The organism is Acetobacter oeni, assembly GCF_011516825.1.
GTDB classification, from domain to species: domain Bacteria; phylum Pseudomonadota; class Alphaproteobacteria; order Acetobacterales; family Acetobacteraceae; genus Acetobacter; species Acetobacter oeni.
Map to the genome: position 1 here is coordinate 1 of NZ_WOTA01000043.1, position 19521 is coordinate 19521.

Annotated in this window: 19 protein-coding genes and 3 pseudogenes; 15 read left to right on the forward strand and 7 right to left on the reverse strand. The window is 56.5% G+C overall.

Annotated elements, in window-relative coordinates; translation table 11 throughout:
• Window positions 1-337 precede the first annotated feature (337 nt).
• The 3 genes from GOB90_RS17045 to GOB90_RS18895 all read left to right on the forward strand — a co-directional run bounded on the left by GOB90_RS17045 (window position 338) and on the right by GOB90_RS18895 (window position 3220).
• Window positions 338-1480 carry a Fic family protein gene (locus GOB90_RS17045; protein ID WP_146892384.1) on the forward strand — a complete coding sequence of 381 codons (1143 nt, stop codon included), beginning with the start codon at window positions 338-340 and terminating at the stop codon, window positions 1478-1480.
• A 199-nt stretch (window positions 1481-1679) separates the two neighbouring features.
• Window positions 1680-2204 (forward strand): recombinase family protein, encoded by a 525-nt coding sequence (locus GOB90_RS17050; protein WP_206752485.1) that lies wholly within the window; start codon window positions 1680-1682, stop codon window positions 2202-2204.
• The gene (locus tag GOB90_RS18895) at window positions 2201-3220 is read left to right on the forward strand and encodes a recombinase family protein (RefSeq protein ID WP_146892379.1); all 1020 of its coding nucleotides are present in this window, start codon (window positions 2201-2203) and stop codon (window positions 3218-3220) included. Before GOB90_RS17050 ends, GOB90_RS18895 begins: the two co-directional genes overlap by 4 nt.
• 31 nt (window positions 3221-3251) lie before the next feature.
• Here the strand turns inward: GOB90_RS18895 and GOB90_RS17060 are convergent, their stop codons facing one another.
• Window positions 3252-3677 (reverse strand): hypothetical protein, encoded by a 426-nt coding sequence (locus GOB90_RS17060; protein WP_146892377.1) that lies wholly within the window; start codon window positions 3675-3677, stop codon window positions 3252-3254.
• A gap of 180 nt (window positions 3678-3857) precedes the next feature.
• Between GOB90_RS17060 and vapB the strand changes: the two genes are divergently transcribed.
• Window positions 3858-4082, forward strand: coding sequence for a type II toxin-antitoxin system VapB family antitoxin (gene vapB, locus GOB90_RS17065; protein ID WP_146892375.1), 225 nt, complete (start codon window positions 3858-3860; stop codon window positions 4080-4082).
• The gene (gene vapC, locus GOB90_RS17070; RefSeq protein ID WP_146892373.1) at window positions 4083-4493 is read left to right on the forward strand and encodes a type II toxin-antitoxin system tRNA(fMet)-specific endonuclease VapC; all 411 of its coding nucleotides are present in this window, start codon (window positions 4083-4085) and stop codon (window positions 4491-4493) included. It abuts the gene before it with no gap.
• A gap of 61 nt (window positions 4494-4554) precedes the next feature.
• Here the strand turns inward: vapC and GOB90_RS17075 are convergent, their stop codons facing one another.
• Genes GOB90_RS17075 through GOB90_RS17080 form a run of 3 tightly spaced genes read right to left on the reverse strand, consistent with a single transcriptional unit; the run spans window position 4555 to window position 6462 of the window.
• Window positions 4555-5901 carry a recombinase family protein gene (locus tag GOB90_RS17075; RefSeq protein WP_456304222.1) on the reverse strand — a complete coding sequence of 449 codons (1347 nt, stop codon included), beginning with the start codon at window positions 5899-5901 and terminating at the stop codon, window positions 4555-4557.
• Window positions 5902-5936: 35 nt separating this feature from the next.
• The gene (locus GOB90_RS19925; RefSeq protein WP_456304223.1) at window positions 5937-6257 is read right to left on the reverse strand and encodes a recombinase family protein; all 321 of its coding nucleotides are present in this window, start codon (window positions 6255-6257) and stop codon (window positions 5937-5939) included.
• A gap of 19 nt (window positions 6258-6276) precedes the next feature.
• Window positions 6277-6462 carry a hypothetical protein gene (locus tag GOB90_RS17080; protein ID WP_146892371.1) on the reverse strand — a complete coding sequence of 62 codons (186 nt, stop codon included), beginning with the start codon at window positions 6460-6462 and terminating at the stop codon, window positions 6277-6279.
• A gap of 410 nt (window positions 6463-6872) precedes the next feature.
• On the opposite strand from GOB90_RS17080, the pseudogene GOB90_RS17085 reads away from it, so the two are divergent.
• Window positions 6873-7830: pseudogene (locus tag GOB90_RS17085) on the forward strand (IS481 family transposase).
• A gap of 37 nt (window positions 7831-7867) precedes the next feature.
• On the opposite strand, the pseudogene GOB90_RS17090 reads toward GOB90_RS17085, so the two are convergent.
• The 3 genes and pseudogenes from GOB90_RS17090 to GOB90_RS17100 form a co-directional block, all read right to left on the reverse strand.
• Window positions 7868-8327, reverse strand: a pseudogene (locus GOB90_RS17090) (transposase); the annotation flags it as partial.
• A 29-nt stretch (window positions 8328-8356) separates the two neighbouring features.
• On the reverse strand, window positions 8357-8848 hold the full coding sequence (locus GOB90_RS17095; protein ID WP_146892369.1) for a phosphate-starvation-inducible PsiE family protein: 492 nt from the start codon (window positions 8846-8848) through the stop codon (window positions 8357-8359).
• A gap of 36 nt (window positions 8849-8884) precedes the next feature.
• Entirely contained in the window at window positions 8885-10057 is a 1173-nt protein-coding gene (locus GOB90_RS17100; protein WP_373322110.1) for an outer membrane beta-barrel protein, read from the reverse strand.
• 417 nt (window positions 10058-10474) lie between these two features.
• On the opposite strand from GOB90_RS17100, the gene GOB90_RS17105 reads away from it, so the two are divergent.
• From GOB90_RS17105 to GOB90_RS19870, 9 genes and pseudogenes are all read left to right on the forward strand, one after another.
• On the forward strand, window positions 10475-10564 hold the full coding sequence (locus GOB90_RS17105) for a potassium-transporting ATPase subunit F (protein WP_146892365.1): 90 nt from the start codon (window positions 10475-10477) through the stop codon (window positions 10562-10564).
• A gap of 3 nt (window positions 10565-10567) precedes the next feature.
• Window positions 10568-12274, forward strand: coding sequence for a potassium-transporting ATPase subunit KdpA (kdpA, locus tag GOB90_RS17110; protein ID WP_146892363.1), 1707 nt, complete (start codon window positions 10568-10570; stop codon window positions 12272-12274).
• A 14-nt stretch (window positions 12275-12288) separates the two neighbouring features.
• The gene (gene kdpB / locus GOB90_RS17115) at window positions 12289-14397 is read left to right on the forward strand and encodes a potassium-transporting ATPase subunit KdpB (RefSeq protein WP_146892361.1); all 2109 of its coding nucleotides are present in this window, start codon (window positions 12289-12291) and stop codon (window positions 14395-14397) included.
• Between the two features lie 10 nt (window positions 14398-14407).
• Window positions 14408-15028: a potassium-transporting ATPase subunit KdpC gene (kdpC, locus tag GOB90_RS17120; protein WP_194300977.1), complete on the forward strand. Its 621-nt coding sequence runs from the start codon at window positions 14408-14410 to the stop codon at window positions 15026-15028.
• 3 nt (window positions 15029-15031) lie between these two features.
• Window positions 15032-17722 (forward strand): sensor histidine kinase, encoded by a 2691-nt coding sequence (locus tag GOB90_RS17125; RefSeq protein ID WP_146892359.1) that lies wholly within the window; start codon window positions 15032-15034, stop codon window positions 17720-17722.
• Window positions 17719-18396, forward strand: coding sequence for a response regulator (locus GOB90_RS17130; protein ID WP_146892357.1), 678 nt, complete (start codon window positions 17719-17721; stop codon window positions 18394-18396). Before GOB90_RS17125 ends, GOB90_RS17130 begins: the two co-directional genes overlap by 4 nt.
• Before the next feature lie 370 nt (window positions 18397-18766).
• A pseudogene (locus GOB90_RS19860) lies at window positions 18767-18847 on the forward strand (IS5/IS1182 family transposase); the annotation flags it as partial.
• 23 nt (window positions 18848-18870) lie between these two features.
• Window positions 18871-19101, forward strand: a complete 231-nt coding sequence (locus GOB90_RS19865) for a transposase (RefSeq protein WP_146892351.1) — start codon at window positions 18871-18873, stop codon at window positions 19099-19101.
• Window positions 19098-19520, forward strand: coding sequence for a transposase (locus GOB90_RS19870; RefSeq protein ID WP_198912642.1), 423 nt, complete (start codon window positions 19098-19100; stop codon window positions 19518-19520). Before GOB90_RS19865 ends, GOB90_RS19870 begins: the two co-directional genes overlap by 4 nt.
• Window position 19521 lies beyond the last annotated feature (1 nt).

Here is a 19521-nt window from a genome sequence, read left to right on the forward strand (position 1 = left end):
ACAACGCAGACTACCCGTCGCTCACATCCTCAGATGGTCCGTCTTTCGACGAACACATCAGGCCAGCGCTATCCGCGCTCACTCACGACACAAAATGCAACTGTAGTGCTAATCGGTCACGTTTCTAAGCAGATGTTCTGCTCTCCCCCAATTGCTGTCGGAATATAAAGGCGGGTAATGCCTTTCAGAACAGGTGAAAAGGGCAGGGGGACTTCTCTACTGGCCACTCAACCAACGTGTGTGGGAATAACGGATTTATTCGCCGCATATCATGCGGATATAGTCTTGTAAGTTGCGGCGATTAAGCGTCATATTCTCCGCAAGGAGTGCCGGGAATATGACGCGATACATTCATCAGCATGAAGACTGGCCAGACTTCCGGTGGGACAAGGATACCATTTCCCATGAACTGGCTGCGGTGCGTCACCGACAGGGTCGGCTCCTGGGGCGCATGGAAAGTCTCGGTTTCGATTTCAGGTCGGAAGCCGTGCTTCAGACCCTGACGGAAGACGTCATCAAGTCGAGCGAGATTGAGGGTGAAAACCTCGATCGCGAGCAGGTTCGCTCTTCCATCGCCCTGCGACTGGGTATGGATATCGGCGCACTGGCGCCAGTGGATCGAGATGTCGAAGGCGTTGTGGAGATGACGCTGGATGCGACCCGGCATTATGCCGATCCGCTGACCGAAGAAAGGCTGTTCGCCTGGCATGCGGCTTTGTTTCCCACCGGACGAAACGGGATGTCGCGTATTCTGGTGGGCGAGTGGCGTGATGACGGAACCGGGCCGATGCAGGTCGTCTCAGGTCCTGTCGGACGGGAGAAAGTCCATTATGAGGCGCCGGCAGCCAGCAGGGTTCCCGTGGAGATGCAGGCCTTTCTCGACTGGTGCAATGCCGGACAGGCACTGGATCCGGTGCTGAAGGCAGCCATTGCGCATCTGTGGTTTGTCACCATTCATCCGTTCGAGGACGGAAACGGGCGCATGGCGCGGGTGATCGGCGATCTCATGCTGGCGCGTTCGGAACAGACAGAGCAGCGTTTCTACAGCCTGTCGGCCCAGATCCGTCAGGAACGAAAGGATTACTACGCCATCCTTGAGGTCACCCAGAAGGGAGATATGGACATCACCCCTTGGCTGCATTGGTTTCTGGAGGCTCTGGATCGCGCCTTTGATCGCGCGGAACTGGTTCTGGGAAAAGTCATCCAGAAGGCCCGTTTCTGGGACAATCTGGCCGGACAATCGATCAATGACCGGCAACGTCTCATGCTCAACCGTCTGCTCGACGGGTTTGAAGGTAAGCTGACCTCATCCAAATGGGCAAAGCTGGCGAAAACGTCCCCGGATACAGCCCTGCGAGATATTAATGATCTCGTATCACGTGATATTCTGGTTCGGGAGGCTGCGGGAGGAAGAAGTACCAGCTACATGCTGGTTTTCCCCGGGCCGTGGCGCGTTTGGCCTATGAATAAAATAACATGACAAGCATGCCGGCAGCGCCGGCGTTTCGATGAGGATCACGCTCGCATCAGACCGTTCTGGTGAAAAGAATTCGTGGTCCGTCAGGATGTTATATTCTTTCCAGCCGTCGAAGAGAGGAGGGAGGCGGAGGGATTCATCACTCAGCAGGATCTCAAGGTGCTGAAAAACGGGCATAAGCGGGTAATTTTGGACGATGCTCATGCTCAAGGCTGCCCTGTATGCCCGCTATTCTTCCGACCTGCAGAATCCCGGTTCCATCGACGATCAGCTGAGGCTCTGTCGGGAACTGGCGGAGCGGCAAGGCTGGGAGATCGCGGGGCTGTATCATGACGAGGCGGTCTCGGGAGCCAGCCTGCAGGGACGCGACGGACTTCAGCGCCTGATGGAGGATGGCCGGGCCAGACAGTTCGACATTGTCTGTGCCGAAGCGCTTGACCGGATTTCCCGGGATCAGGAGGACATGGCGCGGATTCATAAACGGCTGCGTTTCGCCGGGGTCGCGCTCCATACGGTGTCCGACGGACGGGTCGACGAACTGCAGGTGGGCTTCCGGGGCACGATGAACGCGCTGTTCCTCAGGGATCTCGCCGAGAAAACCCACCGTGGTCTGCGGGGACGGGTGGAACAGGGTCGCTCCGGAGGTGGGCTGGCCTATGGGTATGATGTCGCCACCGATCAGGGGGAGAGGGGGCGCGACAGATCAATGAACGTGAGGCCGCGGTGATTCGTCGGATCTTCAAGGTTTTCGCTGACGGCCAAACGCCGGGACGTATCGCGGCCATACTGAACGCCGAGGATATTTGCGGGCCTCGAAACCGGCTCTGGTCCGGCACGACCATCCGGGGCCATCGCAGCCGCGGTACCGGGATCATCAACAATGAACTCTATCGTGGAGTGCTGGTCTGGAACCGGCAGCGTTACCTCAAGGACCCACAGACAGGTCGTCGCCTGGCCCGGCCCAATCCACCTGAAAGCTGGATCCGGACCGAGGTGCCGGAATTGCGGATCGTGAGTGATGCGCTCTGGCAGGCCGTGCAGTTCCGTCAGGATGAAATCGAAAACCGCAGCCGGGCGATTGCCGAAGGCGTGCGGATTGCTGCGAAGGCGCGGGAGCAGGGGCTCCTGCCGGCATCCTCCGGGCTGTGTCGCCTGCTGGCCTGCGGATTCTGCGAAGGGGAGATCATCCATGTCGGACGGCAACGCTATGGCTGCGCTGCGCATGCCCGGAAAAAGGCGTGTGACAATCGCCGGACGGTAGAGCGACGGGTCATGGATGCGGAAATCCGTTCGGTGCTGGAGGAAGCCGCCGCTACGATCATGCTGCATGCGGAACCGCTGGAGCAGGAGGCCCGGGCGCAGGGCAATCTGCAGGAGAGGCGGATGGAACGGGAGCGCGAGGAGCTTGTGGTGGTCGATGGGCGTATCCAGTCAGTGATGACGGCAATTGAAGACAGGCTCTATACGCCTGCGCTGAAGACGCGGATGCAGCAACTCGAAGACCGGGCGGCCCGGCTACGGGCCAGCCTGCAGATTGCCGGCGCCCACCAGCGTGCGGTTCTGACGGCTCCACGCCGCTTCATGGCACAGGCCCGCAAGCTGATTGCCGTGCTGAGGGAAAGGGATGATACGGAAACCGTGCTGAAGTTGCGGCGGATGATCGGGCCGGTTGCCATGACACCGGCAGCCGGACAGTCGGGGTTACGCTTCACGTTGCGGGCCCGCAGGGTGTGCGGGGGGTGAAGTGAAGAGGTTCGACCGGCAGGGAGGGCGGTCAGGCGAAGGTTCCTTCGGCAATGCTGCGGGCAAGCCGGACGACCAGTGCCTCCCTGCCATGGCGAAGCGCTTGCAGGGCTGTCTGACCGGCAAGTTCGGGATGAGACTGCATCAGGAAGCGATGAATGGTCCATCCGCTATCGCCCAGAGCGTCGAAAAGTGCGGGCAGGGCAGGGAAGGGCTGTCCCGTCGCGTTGATCTGCCTGGCCGGATAGCGCGCTTCTCGTGGTGAGGATTCTGGCAGAACGAGGATAGCATGGGCTTGTTCCACGTCATGCAGGTCTGAGACGGTCAGGCCAAGGCGGGGGGCAAAAGCCTCACCCGTCAGCATGTCCGGGCCTGCAAGAATGGTGGCTGCCAGGTGGCGAGCCCGTTCTTCTGCGCGGGCGAAAGCGTCACTCCGTGTTCGTGGTCTGTCTGTCATGAATGCTGTCTTTTTGTCTTGCAGGGAGATGAGGAGAGCGATCCCATCATGGGGCATGACGGAAGGTCCACTGTATCACCTGTCCGGATTGTGTGTATGCGGTGCAAAGGGCCCCAAAATACGGGACATCTTTGTCCAAATGGGATATACACGATACATATCCATGAGGAGGGATCTCCGATGCTGACCCGTACAACACTCTTTCTATCCAACCGCTCGCAGGCGGTGCGTCTGCCGAAGACGGTCGCCTTCGGGGAGCAGGTGCGTGACGTCGTCATCGTGTCCGAAGGTTCACGACGGATCATCGCCCCGGCCGACGCAGGGTGGGATGATTTCTTTGCGGCTCCCGGGGTGGAACTGGGGGAGCGGAACCAGCCGGCCATGCAGGAACGTGAGGCGCTCTGAATGCTGCGTTACCTGCTGGATACGAACCTCTGTATCCGGGTGTTGCGGGATCGGCCGCAGGGGCTGCGTCCGAGGTTCAACAGCTGTGCGGAGGAACTCTGCATCTCGGACGTGGTTCTGTATGAGCTGCTTTATGATGCGGAACGCTCGTCCGATCCCGTGCGCACAAGGCGTGAAGTCGAGCGCTTCGCGGCAAGGCTGGCGGTCCTGCCATTCGACAGTGAAGCGGCCGCCCATACGGCGGACATTCGGGCCGAACTTGAACGGAATGGCCGTATCGTAGGTCCGTATGATCTCATGATTGCCGGGCATGCCCAGAGCCGGGGGCTGATTGTGGTGACCGGAAACCTTCGGGAATTCCAGCGGGTGGAGGGTCTTCGGACCGAGGACTGGCTGACCGACAAGGTCTGACTAAAAAAGGCCGCATCGAGATAAAATATTGATAAAAACAATTGTTTATCAATCGACTACGTCATGCAGCGAGCCTTTCAACGAACCCGCTGACAAGCAGCAGTTTTCTTTGGTTGCACGCCCCCGCAACCATCTCAAATTGCGATCCGAACGGATCAGGAACCCCCGCCCTCATAAGAGGCGCGGGGGTTCTGCTTTTCAGCGACAACGACAGAATGCCGGCCAGATCACCGCGCAGGTCGATCAGCAGCTCATCCTCGGCCGGTGTCAGCACGATCTCGCTGACCAGGGAGCGGATCACCCCGCCCGCCTGAATGCGGGTGTTGTCGTCGTTGTGCTGGAGTGCCTCATAGAGTTTTGCGACCTGAACCCGATAATAGGTCGCCATCTCGGGGTGCAGCAGGGGCGGCGGCTCCTGCGCGTCCTTGAGGAAATGGATCAGCTCGCTCTTTCTGGATTCAAGTCCGTCCATCTTCTCCTTCATGGAGGGATGGAACATGCCGTCGGCAATGGCATCGACCGTGGTGGTGATCTGCCTGTCGATCCGGGCCAGTTCCGATTTAGCTGCCGTGATCCCGGCGCTGCTTTCCATGCGAAGCCGGTTGGTCTCCCTCGTGAACTCGTCGCAAAACTCCCGGAACAGGGCCGGGTCCATCATGTGACGGCAGAGTGCGCCGAGAACACGTTTCTCGAAGCGGTCGCGGCGGATGTTCTGCCGGTTGTCGCAGGTGCCTTTGTTCCGTGCCGTCGAGCAGCCCATCAGATCGGCGGAGATCATGGAATAGCCTCCACCGCAGCAGCTGCAACGGGCAAGGCCGGAGAACAGATGCTTCGGCCGGCGGCGATCGCGGAAGTGGTTTTCCTCCCCGTCCCCGTCCGGGGTCTTGCGCAGTTTCAGTGCACCCTGCTTGGCCTTCGTGGCCTCCCACAGATCATCGTCGAGAATACGGAGTTCGGGGACGTGGTGGGTGATCCACTCGGAATCCGGGTTCATCCGGGCCTGACGCTTGCCGGTATCCGGATCCTTGATGAAGCGTTGTCGGTTCCACACGAGCCTGCCGACATACAGCTCGTTGTTGAGGATCCCGATGCCACGCTGGCGGTTGCCGTTGATCGTGGTGAAACCCCAGGCGGAACCGCCGGGGGCCGGGATGCCGTCGTTGTTCAGCTCGACCGCGATGCGTTTGGGCGACTTGCCGGCGATATAGTCCCGGAAGATGCGGCGGACGATCTCGGCCTCGGTCTCATTGATCGCGCGGTCGCCCCGGATACGCTCGCCGTTGCCGTCGAGTTTCTTGACGACATCGTAGCCGTAGGATTTGCCCCCGCCGGACTTGCCCAGTTCCACACGGCCCCGCAGACCGCGTCGTGTCTTGTCCGCCAGATCCTTGAGGAACAGCGCATTCATCGTGCCTTTCAGGCCAATATGTGCAGGTGACTGACTTATCCCTCGGACAGGGTGACGATCTTCACGCCCGCGAAGGCCATGCGCTTGAACAGGCCGGCGATGTCTTCCTGATCGCGGGAGAGGCGGTCCATCGCCTCGGCCAGAACGAACTGAAAGCGTCCGCGTGTGGCGTCGGCCATGAGGGCCTGAATACCCGGTCGTAGGAGGGACGCTCCTGAGATCGCGTGGTCGGTATAATCCTCAACCACGAACCAGCCCTGCTTTTCGGCATGGAGATGACACAGGCGGAGCTGATCGGTGATTGAGGCTTCGCGCTGGTTGTCGGACGAATAGCGGGCATAGATCGCAACGCGCATCACGCTGTCTTCCTTGGTCTCAGGAGCGTCGCTGTGTCTGCTCCCGCTGTTGTGCCTCAAACCATTCCCGCGCCGCCCTGCGGGCAAGCAGACGGGCCAGTTCCACCAGACGGGGATCGGGACCAGCCTCCGGCCGGCTCAGGGCCAGTTCCGGCAGTAATGGCGCGAAAAGATCCGCCGCGTCCTGTCGATGAGTATCCGCCATCGTTGCTCTGTTCCGGAGGCGTTGCAAGAAAATCCTCGTCACGATCCGGACAAATGCTGATGAAATCAATGGATTTGGCGCAATTTGAGAATAAAGCGGGTTCGGCTTTGTGCGGGTGATGGCGTAGTCAGTCGTACTGCGTCGAACCCGCGCGTCGCGTAATGACTTGCTCGGGAGAAGCGGAAGTTTGTGAGAAGGCGCGGCGTGTTATGCTCCGGGCATGCCTCAGACGACTCTCGACTCTGCTGACCGTGCTTCCGTGTGCCCTCAGTTTTGAGTTGGCGTCTATAGGTTGTTGTATGCCTTTCTGGCATGTCCTTCGAAAGACTCTGACGTGATACCGTTGAGGCTAGATGTTTAGTCCCGGGGTTTGATGGTGTGATATTTTCACGCGAGTGGAAGGCAGCATTATGGGACAGATACGTCATGGAAGCGCCACGACCACGCACGCCATGCGAGCAGCAATACAGCGATCGCAGGCTTCGCTCGCGGCGCTGAGCGAGGAGTTCGGGATTAACCCGAAAACAGTGGCAAAGTGGCGGAAGCGTCAGAGCGTTGAAGATCAGAAGACCGGTCCCAAAGAGCCGCGCTCAACGGTTCTTTCCGAGACGGACGATGCGATGATCGTGGCGTTTCGGCGCCACACTTTACTGCCGCTGGATGATTGCCTTTATGCCCTGCAGGTCAGCATCCCCCGTCTGACACGCTCCGCCCTGCATCGTTGCTTTCAGCGTCATGGGATCTCACGTCTCGGACATCGAGGGAGACAAGCCCAAACGTCAGCGTTTCAAACGCTATCCGATTGGGTTCTTTCATCTCGATATCGCCGAGGTCCAGACCGCTGAAGGCAAGCTGTACCTCTTCGTTGCCATCGACCGGACGAGTAAATTTGCCGTCACACAACTGGCCGGGAAAGCCGACCGGAAGACGGCCTGGGAATTCCTCGAACATCTCCTGAGCGTCATTCCTTACCGGATTCATACCATTCTGACGGATAACGGCATCCAGTTCGCTGAACAGCCCCGTAATCGCAATACGGCCTGGTCGCGCCAGATGCGCTTCGACATGATCTGTAAAGCGCACGGGCTCGAACACCGTCTGACGAAACCCAATCATCCCTGGACGAATGGTCAGGTTGAACGGATGAACCGGACAATCAAAGAGGCAACCGTCAAACGCTTCCATTACGACAGCCATGAGCAGTTGAAGACACACCTCAATGACTTCCTGGCGGCCTACAACTTCGGGCGAAGGCTCAAGACCCTGAGCGGCCTCACACCCTACGAATATGTCTGCAAAATCCGGACTTCAGATCCAGGAAGATTCATCTTCAATCCAACCCATCAAACCCCGGGACTAAACATCTAGGTGGACGACGCAGTGACGGCGTTGCAGTCGTCCCGGCTAGGCGCCGATAGCCGAACCGGCGTCGTTCGTCGGCCAACGCGGGCAATCGCACCCGTGCCGTGCCTTCGTTCGGACGGCGTGACGCATACCGCCAGGTCTCCGGTTCCATGCCGATGAATCGGCCGGCCTATCGCTGTGAATAATCCCGCTCCGTAATCGCTCAGGTCACGGCTTCCCACCGCAAACTGGGCGTCACGAGTTTTTGCCAGCAGTTTCTTCAAGGTCGAGACGTCCATGACGTTCTCGGCCAGGAGCCGCTTCAGCCCAGCGTTCTCTACTTCCAGATTCTTGAGCCGCCGGGCCTCCGACACATCCACCCCGCCATATTTCGACCGCTACGTGCACGACGTCGCATCGCTGATCCCGTGCTTGCGGCATAGATCGGGAGCCGTTGCATCTGCCTGATGCTCCTTCAATACCCCGATAATCTGTTCCTGCGTGAAACGCGCTTTCTTCATCGTCCGTCTCAAGTAGACAGACCTTGACTTCAAATCGACGGAGTTTCAGGGGGCAAGGTCACTGCGGTCATATTTTTTGAGAAATCGGTCTTTCCACGCACCAGCCAGTAAACAATTCCCAAGGCGAGAACAGAGGCTGATAGGGCCAGGAGTTCCTGAACGTTTACGCCGTTCAGATCAAGAACAATAAATTTTCTTACAGTAGCCATCATCCCAATTAGCAACACGGATCGCATGCGAACCATACTGTGTGATTGCGCTTCTGGCATAACGAGAATGGAGTGCTTGAATTCCAGCGCAATCAGAACCGTAAAAAACAGGCCGAAAATACTCTGGAGAACAACCGGGCTCGTAGGGGTCAGTGTCGCTGTCCACACCATCTGTCCTATAGCAACGACAACGTGCAAAAGACCAAGGCAGGCGACGATCATGATGCATATAGTCAGCAAAACCATTGCGAACTCTTCAAAGAGATCAAACAGTTTCGTAAGTTTGAGAAAGCCGGGAATGTTGCTGATCATACCTGATAGATGCCATGGATAAATTTGACGGTGTAATTAAAAACCGAGCACAGCGTCAGCACCAAAAGTGAATTGCCCAGCATTTCGGAGGTCATTGAAGGGATGCGTACCATTCAATGACCGGTCGAAACGGATTTCCGGTCGGATCTCAAACAGCTTGACGGCGTGACCCAGGAGAGGGTGCCATGACACTCCCAACGTTAGCGCGCCATATGTGGTCGGTGGAGCAGATTGTGTGACCGTCGGTTTGCCCAGTGTTGCCTGCATATAGGCATTGTTTGCTATGAAAGATGTGACAAGAAGGCCTGTATTATCGCGATAGATTTCGCCTCGGTAATTCAGGGTGAGCGTTGGTGTTAGCTGATAACTCAAATAACTGACGAAACTGTACGTATTCGCCCGAAGCCCTTCATCATGAAGGATATTCAATTCTCCGGTGACCGAAAGTTTGTCGGTGATCTTGTATGTCGCGTTAAGGTCGTTCCAGAAACGCTGAGCCGTATTGGCACGTTGTCCGAGTGAGCGGACTGCATCTTCGGGGCCAATGCGCCCCAAGTAAACGAAGGAGAGTTTGCCGTGCGCAAGACCACTTCCTGAAACTCCGAAATAGCCGGCAGCAGCATTGTTGTTGTCACCATTTCCGAATGAAACCTGGTTTCCCGTATCAATGCCGAACAGGGCGTCAAAATGGTCTGTCAGATGCCATTGGAACATCGCTCCAACATGCTCAAAGGGCGTGGAATACTCGGTCGTGTAAGACAGCGTATAAAAAGGACGTAGAGAAGGATCCAACGCTTCGACGCCCATGGGGGACGTCAGGATTCCGGCCTGCATATCCAGGCCGTGTTTGGTCAGCCAAGGAAGATGAACGTCAACATGCGCCTGGGGAATGATGAACTGGTATCGGTCAGTCGTCATTCTGTCTGTAATGCCCGCGATATTGAAGTACCGGCCATCGGAACCATAGAGGCCCCGTAGCATGAAGCCGATTTCGTAATCCTGCGATGCTGTGTCGATCGCCTTGGATACCGTGAGTGTCAGTTGGTCAAGCTGGGCCTGATTGGCTTTGTCCCCAAAAAACTGTCCAAAATTGACGCCATTGTCTGGTCTGGCCGGGTTGGCATTGATGCCGCCTTCGATCTGACCTGCGATGGTGATGTCGTCCAGCCAGTCATGAGTCGTACCCGCCGCTGCGGGTAAAGGGGCCATTGCCGCAAAGACCATTGCTCCACTCAAAAAATGTGCTCTTTGGAAGTGTCTTATGAGTGGGTTATGACGCTTTGCAAAGTTGGTCTTCATGAGCAGTTCTCGTCAGATCATTTCTGGAAAGATCGTCGCTCTCTCCAGAGTAGAGAGACAACGCATTCCGCACCCTGAGCTAGGCGTGTGATACCAGAGACGACAAGTGTTCCAACTGCCAAAAACTCCGGTTTTCCGGTAATTCCTATGACTTTCCTATAGAAATGGCGCGCGCTCCATCTGTCATCCCTATGCGCTTCGATCGGATAATCCGCCTCGTATCAGAGGGAGCATTCACATGCTGGATTGTCTTTATCTCGGCCTCGGCCTCATCGGATTTTTTGTCTGCATGGGCTTCGTTGCCGTTTGCGCGAGGATCTGACGGTCATGACGTTGGAACTTATGCTTGCGAGTGCTGTGACGGTCGGCCTGCTTGCCTATGTCATGGCGGTTCTTCTTCGTCCGGAGAGGTTCTAGATCATGTCAATTACCGGATGGGCCACCATCGCATTTTTCTTGTTGTGCGTTGTCGCCATAACGAGGCCGATTGGAGGTTTTCTCAAACGCGTTCTCGAAGGTGAAACTCATTTTCTCGGACGAATTTTTGGACCGTTAGAACGGTCTTTTTACCGCCTCGCTGGCATTCGTCCCGATGAGGGACAGTCTTGGACGCAATACGCTTTTTCCGTCCTGGTGTTCAAGATTGCCTGTTTTCTTGCAGTCTATGGAATTCTGAGGCTGCAGACGCATTTGCCGCTCAATCCAATGGGGCAGGGCGCGGTAGCGCCAGATCTCGCTTATAATACAGCGATCAGTTTTTTAACGAACACGAACTGGCAGAGCTACAGCGGCGAGACGACTATGAGGCATCTCAGCCAGATGCTGGCGTTCACGGCGCAGAACTTCGTTTCTGCAGCTGCCGGCATCGCGATCGCGGCTGCGGTCATTCGAGGTTTCGCGCGTCGTAGCGCGGGCACGATTGGTAATTTCTGGGCAGATCTGGTTCGCACTACGCTTTATATCCTGCTGCCAGCGTGTGTTCTCCTGACATTGTTTTTTGTTTTCGAAGGTGTCCCGCAGACTCTCTCCGGGTCGGCTACGGCGCTGACGATTGAGGGTGCTCACCAGAGTATAGCTCTTGGTCCTGTAGCGTCTCAGGAAGCCATCAAGATGCTGGGAACCAATGGCGGCGGTTTCTTCAATACGAACTCAGCGCATCCATTTGAAAATCCCAGTGCGCTGACAAACTTCGTTCAGATGTTATGTATCTTTGCGCTGGGAGCCGGACTGACCAACATGTTTGGCAGAATGGTCGGGAAGGAGCGGCAGGGTTGGGCGATTTTCTCGGCGATGGTTGCGCTTTTCCTCGTCGGCGTATCGGTTCTCTACTGGTCCGAGGCTCATTCCAATCCTGCACTGGCTGCTCTGGGCATTGATCCCTCTTTCGGGAACATGGAAGGCAAGGAAACACGCTTTGGTATCGCCGCATCCGCTCTGTTCGCAACCGTTACAACAGATGCTTCCTGTGGTGCCGTGAATGCCATGCATGAGAGTTTTCTCGCTCTTGGCGGCATGGTGCCGCTCGTCAACATGATGCTCGGGGAAGTCATTTTCGGTGGCGTGGGATCAGGTCTTTACGGGTTTCTCCTCTTCGCGATCATAGCCGTTTTCATGGCTGGCCTTATGGTCGGACGTACGCCGGAATATCTTGGAAAGAAAATTGAGTCCCGTGAAATCAAGATGACGATGCTTGCAGTCCTTTGCCTGCCGCTCGTGATGCTCGGATTTACGGCCCTGGCCATCGTCATCAAACCCGGGCTTGCTGCGTTGTCCGCCACCGGTCCTCATGGCTTTACCGAGGCGCTTTATGCCTACACGTCAGCTGCGGCGAACAATGGCAGTGCGTTTGCGGGCCTTACCGCCAACCCGTTCTGGAACATCACGCTGGGTGTTGGAATGATGATCGGCCGGTTTTTTGTCATCATTCCGGTTTTGGCCATTGCTGGCTCCATGGCAGCCAAGAAAATTTCTGTGCCGACACCAGGGACATTTCCCACCGATACCGGACTTTTTATCGGTTTGGTCATGGGGGTGATCCTGATCGTCGGCGGTCTGACCTTCCTTCCCGCTCTCGCCCTTGGCCCCATCGTAGAGCATCTGGCGATGCTGCGCGGCAGCCTGTTTTAAGAGGCAGATTTCTCATGAATACTCATCTTCCTCATCCTTCGGACGCATCCCGGACATCAGGTTATGGTCGCGAGGATAGCAGCAGCCTGATGCGTGCCGATCTTCTTTTACCTGCAATTGGCGAAAGTTTCCGCAAACTTGATCCGCGGATCATGTGGCGAAATCCCGTCATGTTTGTGGTTGAGGTCGTTACTATTCTGACCACAGTCCTGCTTGTCCGGGACCTGGCGACCGGGGCAGCACATCCCGGTTTTGCCATCCAGATCAATCTCTGGCTCTGGTTTACCTTGCTCTTCGCCAACTTTGCTGAAGCTGTAGCAGAAGGGCGGGGTAAAGCGCAGGCGGACAGCCTGCGTCGGGCAAGAACAGAGACACATGGCAAGCGCTTGATCGCCGACGATAAGGGTCGGTTTACTCACGATAGTCTGTATGAGCCGGTTCCGGCACCAGAGCTGGAGGTCGGTGATGTCGTTCTGGTGGAAGTCGGTGACTTTATCCCCAGCGACGGCGAGGTGCTGGAAGGCATCGCGTCCGTCGATGAATCAGCCATCACGGGTGAGTCAGCACCTGTCATTCGTGAAAGTGGCGGTGATCGTTCCGCTGTAACGGGGGGAACAAGGGTTTTATCTGACTGGATCATTGTGCGCATTACGGCTGCCCAGGGTTCAACTTTTCTGGATAGGATGATCTCCCTGGTAGAAGGCGCACAGCGACAGAAGACGCCAAACGAAATCGCCCTGACGATCCTTCTTGCTGGCATGACCCTGATTTTTATCATCGCCGTGGCCACAATCCCGAGCTTTGTTCATTATGCGGGGGGACATATCTCGGTCCTGATCCTCGTTGCGCTGTTCGTGACGCTGATCCCCACGACAATTGGTGCGCTGCTCTCGGCGATCGGGATTGCCGGCATGGACCGCCTGATTCGCTTCAATGTGCTGGCCATGTCCGGACGCGCCGTCGAAGCTGCTGGAGATGTGGACACCTTGCTACTGGATAAAACCGGCACAATCACCATCGGTGATCGTCAGGCGTCAGATTTCATGCCGGTCCCGGACGTGACAGAGCAGGAACTTGCCGACGCCGCCCAGCTAGCATCTCTGGCTGATGAAACCCCGGAAGGACGTTCCATTGTCGTTCTTGCAAAGGAACGCTTTGCCATCCGTGGACGGGAAATGAATGCCCTGGATGCCCACTTCGTGCCCTTCACCGCTCAGACACGTATGAGCGGTGTTGATATTGGTTCCAGGCAAATTCGGAAAGGGGCGGTTGATAGCGTGTTGGCATCTGTCGGAGACAATGCTCCGTCTGTCCGTGCGGTGAGGCAGATTGCCGACGGTATCGCCCGACAGGGCGGGACGCCTCTTGCAGTTGTAGACAGCGGCAGACTCCTGGGTGTCGTTCACCTCAAGGATGTGGTGAAGGGAGGTATCCGGGAGCGCTTTTCGGAACTTCGCCGTATGGGCATTCGGACCATCATGATTACGGGCGATAATCCGCTGACCGCTGCGGCCATCGCGGCTGAGAGCGGTGTGGACGATTTTCTGGCGCAGGCAACCCCTGAAGACAAACTTGCGTTGATCCGGAAAGAGCAGGCTGCTGGCAAGCTCGTTGCGATGTGCGGTGACGGCACGAATGATGCGCCGGCTCTCGCACAGGCGGATGTCGGCGTTGCCATGAATACCGGCACAGTTGCCGCCCGCGAGGCCGGAAACATGGTCGATCTCGACAGCGATCCGACCAAGCTGATCGAGATCGTGGGAATCGGGAAGCAACTGCTAATGACACGAGGGGCGCTGACCACGTTCTCGATCGCGAATGACGTTGCGAAGTACTTCGCGATTATTCCTGCAATGTTTGTTGGCTTCTACCCTCAGCTATCCACCCTCAACATCATGGGTCTGGCGACACCTGAAAGTGCGGTACTTTCAGCAGTTATCTTCAATGCGCTGATTATCATCGCACTGATCCCGCTTGCTCTGAAGGGGGTGCGTTATCGCCCTGTAGGTGCTGCGGCTCTCCTTCGGCGTAATCTGCTCGTCTACGGCGTGGGCGGCCTTATTGTTCCCTTTATTGGCATCAAGCTGATCGATATGCTCGTGACAAGCATCGGTCTGGTGTGAGGATCCTGTTATGACTATTATCCGTCAGATCCGTCCGGCTGTGACACTTTTCATCTGCCTCTCGATCCTGACCGGTCTGTTATACCCGCTGGGGATGACGGCCCTGTCCAATCTTCTTATGCCTCATGAAGCTCAGGGCAGTCTGCTGACGAGTGAAGGGAAAATTGTGGGCTCGCAACTGATTGGTCAGAATTTCATTCAACCCCGCTATTTCCATGGCAGGTTGTCCGCGACCAGCGGCCCAAATCCGCTGGATCCATCCAAAAGCGGCCCGTTGCCTTATAACGCTGCGGCATCGGCTGGTTCTAATCTTGGACCAACCTCCAGGGCATTGGTGGATCGTGTTTCAGAGACAGTTGCAGGCCTGAAGGCCGAAAATCCTGAAGCGATCGCAGCAGGGTGGAAGATTCCTGCGGATCTTGTGACGACATCGGCCAGTGGGCTCGATCCGGACATTTCTCCAGAGGCTGCATATTTCCAGGTGCAGCGCATCGCCAGGGTCCGCCATCTTTCGGAAGGGAGCGTCCGCGCATTGATTGATCGGATGATCGCCCGGCCTTTGATGGGATGGCTCGGCGAACCGCACGTCAACGTGCTGGAGCTGAATATCGCTCTTGACGGCCTGCAATAAGACATGGACATCCGTTCGGACAGACCTGATCCGGATGCCCTGCTGCGTCAGACCGAAAAGGATGATGCAACGCGTGCACAGGGGAGACTAAAAATCTTCCTTGGCGCCGCGCCGGGTGTTGGCAAGACATTCGAGATGCTGACGACGGCTCATCATCTCGTGCGAGATGGAGCGGATCTTGTTGTTGGCGTCGTCGAAACGCACGGGCGTTCGGAAACCGCCGCGCTGGTTGAGGGACTTGAGTCCTTACCGCGTCGTGCCGTGTCCTATCGGGGGCATGTGCTCTGGGAGATGGATCTGGATGCCATACTTATTCGTCATCCGAAGATTGTTCTGGTTGATGAGTTGGCCCACACGAACGTCGCCGGGTCTCGCCATCCCAAGCGGTGGATGGACGTCAAGGAACTGCTGGGCGCTGGCATCGACGTTCTGACAACAGTGAACATCCAGCATCTTGAAAGCCTGAATGACGTTGTCGCTGCCATCACGCGGGTGCGGGTACGCGAGACCGTTCCAGACAGCATCCTGGCGGAAGCGGACGAAATCGAGCTTGTCGATCTGACACCAAACGACCTGCTGCAACGAATGCGTGATGGAAAAATCTACGCAGAGCACACAGCAGGCCGGGCGATGCTACATTATTTTTCTCCGGGGAACCTGACGGCTCTGCGGGAACTGGCTCTCCGACAGACAGCACAGCAGATAGACGCACAGCTTGTCGACCACATGAAGGCTAATGCGATCGCAGGGCCGTGGGCGGCAGGCGAACGTATCATGGTCTGCCTGACCTTGCAGGACCGCGATGCCAGCCTGTTGCGCTACGGAAAGCGTCTGGCTGATCGATACCACGCTCCCTGGATTGTTCTTCACGTCGAGACGAACAGGGATCTGATGGAGGAAGCAAGGACGCGAATAGCTGCCCAGATGCACCTCGCCCAATCTCTCGGCGCTGAAACCGCTACAATTCCCGGTCAGGATGTCGCACTGGACGCTCTGGTTTACGCACGGACCCACAACGTTACACAAATCGTAGCTGCGCATCCTGCCGGGAGTGGCTGGGGGGGGCGATTCCGGCAATGGATGGGACGCGCGACAACAGAACGCCTCATCCAGTGGGCGAACGGCTTCCCGGTGCATGTCGTCCCGCGTTCCATATCCGACGAACCGGATATCATCATGACGCCCCCGGCGGTGCGCCCGCATCAGTTTGGTCCTTATGTTGCAAGTACGCTGATCATCGCGGGAACTGTTGCCGTAGCGCTCCTGCTGCGCCGAGGGTTTGAGGTCAGTAATGTCTCGCTTGCTTTTCTGACGGCTATTCTCTGGATTGCGGTTGTCTACGGTCTATGGCCGTCCCTGTGGGCATCTTTACTGGGGATGGTCTGCTTTAATTTCTTCTTTCTGCCGCCGCTCTACACTTTGACCATCGCCGCTCCTGATAACGTGGTCGCTTTATTTTTCTTTTTTGCGACGGCGTTGATTGCCAGCAATCTTGGTGCGCGGGTCCGCAATCAGGCCGTTGTTGCACGCCACCGGGCGGAGGTCACTCAGTCCCTCTACCAATTCAGTCGCACACTTGCCGGCATTGTTGCCCTGGACGATCTTCTCTGGGCCGCCAGCCATCAGATCGCAACGATGCTGGACTGTAGCGTCGTGATTCTCACGCGTGACGCCGACTCTCTCGTTGTGAAGGCCTCTTACAACTCCGGAAAGAAAATTGGTCCGGAAGATCTGGCTGCTGCGACATGGGCCTGGAAGCATGACAAGGTAGCTGGACGGGGTTCGGATAATCTTCCCGGTGCACGTTGGCTGTTTATCCCAATGCGAACAGGGCGGGGTCCGGTCGCTGTGATCGGGCTGGATACCGACCGGGAAGGCCCTATACTGGATGCGGAACAGCAACGTTTTCTGGATGCGCTTGCGGATCAGACGGCTCTGGCAATTGAAAGGATCATGTTGGCTGATGATCTTGATCGAGCTCGACTGAACGCTGAGACTGAGAAGCTTAGGGGCGCTTTGCTGACATCAATCTCCCATGATCTGCGGACGCCCCTGGCATCGATCCTTGGTGCAGCGTCCAGCCTCGATAGCTACGACGACGTATTAGAAAAGGAGGATCGTCGTGAGCTTCTTGCGACAATCCGAGAGGAGGCCGAACGTCTCAATCGCTTCGTTGGGAATCTTCTCGATATGACTCGGCTGGAAGCTGGCGCGCTGCATCCCCGCAAAGAGCGCGTTGACCTTGCAGAGGTCGCGGCAAGCGCTCTCTCTCGTGCTACCCGCCTTCTTGCCGATCATAGGGTGGTCCTCGAAACAGAACCTGACTTGCCAATGCCTCTTCTGGATGACGTCCTGCTTGAGCAGGTTCTCTTTAATCTGCTGGATAATGCTGGTAAATACACACCTACCGGTTCCAGAATTACCATGCGGATATCCCGGGCAGCGGCAGCTCTAACGATACATGTTCTGGACGAAGGCAACGGGCTTGGAACAGCCGACCCCGAGAAGGCGTTTGGTAAATTCACGCGCTTTTTGACGGCTGATCGGTCGCGTCCGGGCACCGGGCTGGGTCTTGCCATCGCACGGGGGTTTGTCGAGGCCATGGGAGGTACACTGACTGCCCATAACCGGACAGACCGCTCTGGAGCCGATTTCGTGATGACCTTCGCTCCAAGTGCAGAGGCAATAGCATGAGCGATCCATGCGTACTTATCGTGGACGATGAGCCGGCCATTCAGCGGCTTTTGCGGACAACGCTCGTCACACAGTCATGGCGGACGATCGCAGCCGGAACGGGCAAAGCTGCCCTCACTATGGCAACGGAGCATCAGCCGGATATCGTGCTGCTTGATCTTGGTTTGCCAGATATGGATGGTCTGGCTGTCCTGCATCAGCTCCGTGCCAGCTATCCAACATTACCTGTGGTTATCCTCTCCGTGCGGGATGACGAACGGGGGAAGGTCCTGGCTCTGGAGGGGGGGGCAGACGATTACGTAACCAAACCTTTTGGGATGGCAGAGCTCGTTGCTCGCCTACGAAATGCTTTGCGTCATGCATTGCAGCAGGAAGGGACATTACCCGTCTTCGTTTCCGATGATCTCAATGTTGATCTTGTGAGGCGACAGATATTCCGCTGTGGGGAAGAAATCCGTCTATCCCCCAGAGAATGGGATATTCTTCGTATGCTGGTTCAATATGCAGGCCGTGTGCTGACACATCAAATGATCATGGGACAACTCTGGGGTGCCACAGGGGACGTGCAGCAATTAAGAGTCTATATTCGCCAAATCCGCCAAAAAATTGAGACTGATCCTGAACGTCCCCAGCATATCATAACTGAAACTGGTGTTGGATACAGATTGGTGTAAATAATTAATCACAGACCAACGTGAATATTGGTTATTATTTCGGTAATAATTGTAGTTAATATTTCACATAATTCGGTTATGGGAAAGAAAAATCATGTAATGATTCCTGGAAAATGTGGGGAGTTATGCCTGGCTTGGATTGGAATTCAAGCTCCTGTCGGAACGTTGTGTGCTGACGCCCGCCTGGGGATGATTGAACTAGAAACTGTGTTTAAGCGGTCGTAATAACGCGCCACGGCAGGCCTGTTTTGAGGACGGCGCTAGGGTTAGGACCTATTAATAGATTGAATTGAAACGTAATTGATGATTCACAGGCTTTCTGTTGGGAGAGAAGCCTGTGAGTGATCTGTTTTTGTTATCTGAAGCGCAGATGAAGCGGATTGAGCCGCATTTTCCGCGGGCTCATGGTGTTCCACGAGTGGATGACAGGCGCGTGCTGAGCGGGATTATTTACGTGATCCGCAACGGTCTGCGGTGGAAAGACGCCCCGAAGGACTACGGCCCCACAAGACACTCTACAACCGTTTCAGCCGCTGGAGCCGTCTGGGCGTCTTTGACCGGATTTTCAGTGCTCTGAGTGAGAAAGCTGGCCGGTCGAAACGTCTGATGATCGACGCGACACACCTCAAGGCGCACCGGATGGCAGCGTCCCTGCTCAAAAAGGGGCTTTTCCCCGCCATGTCGGACGAACCAAGGGCGGCCTGAATTCGAAGCTTCACGCGCTTTGCGATGGTCAGGGATGGCCTGTCCGCTTTCATCTGACGGCGGGCCAGGTCAGTGATTTCAGGGGAGCGGATGTTCTGCTGGCTGATCTTCCTACTGAAACACACGAAGTTCTCGGTGACCGGGACTATGACAGCGATAAAATCAGGCATTCTCTGGATGAACAAAATATCACGGCCTGTATTCCGCCCGGAAAGAACCGCAGATCCAAGCCCTTTTACAGCTGGCATCTGTATCAGAAGCGTCTTCTGGCTCAAAGAATGAGCCCTGAGCCTAGCGGACAGGCAGTTGTCGCCCTCATGTCGGCCGTTCAACAGTTCGTTTGCGCGTTCCGAAAGCGGACAGGTGACATGCCCATCAGGTTCGTAAAAGCTTTTGCAAATGCACTGAGCGATGCGTAAC

Coding starts and splice junctions, on each gene's coding strand:
- GOB90_RS17045 (WP_146892384.1), top strand. CDS start 338: ATGACGCGATACATTCATCAGCATGAAGACTGGCCAGACTTCCGGTGG.
- GOB90_RS17050 (WP_206752485.1), top strand. CDS start 1,680: ATGCTCAAGGCTGCCCTGTATGCCCGCTATTCTTCCGACCTGCAGAAT.
- GOB90_RS17060 (WP_146892377.1), bottom strand. CDS start 3,677: ATGACAGACAGACCACGAACACGGAGTGACGCTTTCGCCCGCGCAGAA.
- vapB (WP_146892375.1), top strand. CDS start 3,858: ATGCTGACCCGTACAACACTCTTTCTATCCAACCGCTCGCAGGCGGTG.
- vapC (WP_146892373.1), top strand. CDS start 4,083: ATGCTGCGTTACCTGCTGGATACGAACCTCTGTATCCGGGTGTTGCGG.
- GOB90_RS17075 (WP_456304222.1), bottom strand. CDS start 5,901: ATGAATGCGCTGTTCCTCAAGGATCTGGCGGACAAGACACGACGCGGT.
- GOB90_RS19925 (WP_456304223.1), bottom strand. CDS start 6,257: ATGCGCGTTGCGATCTATGCCCGCTATTCGTCCGACAACCAGCGCGAA.
- GOB90_RS17080 (WP_146892371.1), bottom strand. CDS start 6,462: ATGGCGGATACTCATCGACAGGACGCGGCGGATCTTTTCGCGCCATTA.
- GOB90_RS17095 (WP_146892369.1), bottom strand. CDS start 8,848: ATGATCAGCAACATTCCCGGCTTTCTCAAACTTACGAAACTGTTTGAT.
- GOB90_RS17100 (WP_373322110.1), bottom strand. CDS start 10,057: ATGGCCCCTTTACCCGCAGCGGCGGGTACGACTCATGACTGGCTGGAC.
- GOB90_RS17105 (WP_146892365.1), top strand. CDS start 10,475: ATGACGTTGGAACTTATGCTTGCGAGTGCTGTGACGGTCGGCCTGCTT.
- kdpA (WP_146892363.1), top strand. CDS start 10,568: ATGTCAATTACCGGATGGGCCACCATCGCATTTTTCTTGTTGTGCGTT.
- kdpB (WP_146892361.1), top strand. CDS start 12,289: ATGAATACTCATCTTCCTCATCCTTCGGACGCATCCCGGACATCAGGT.
- kdpC (WP_194300977.1), top strand. CDS start 14,408: ATGACTATTATCCGTCAGATCCGTCCGGCTGTGACACTTTTCATCTGC.
- GOB90_RS17125 (WP_146892359.1), top strand. CDS start 15,032: ATGGACATCCGTTCGGACAGACCTGATCCGGATGCCCTGCTGCGTCAG.
- GOB90_RS17130 (WP_146892357.1), top strand. CDS start 17,719: ATGAGCGATCCATGCGTACTTATCGTGGACGATGAGCCGGCCATTCAG.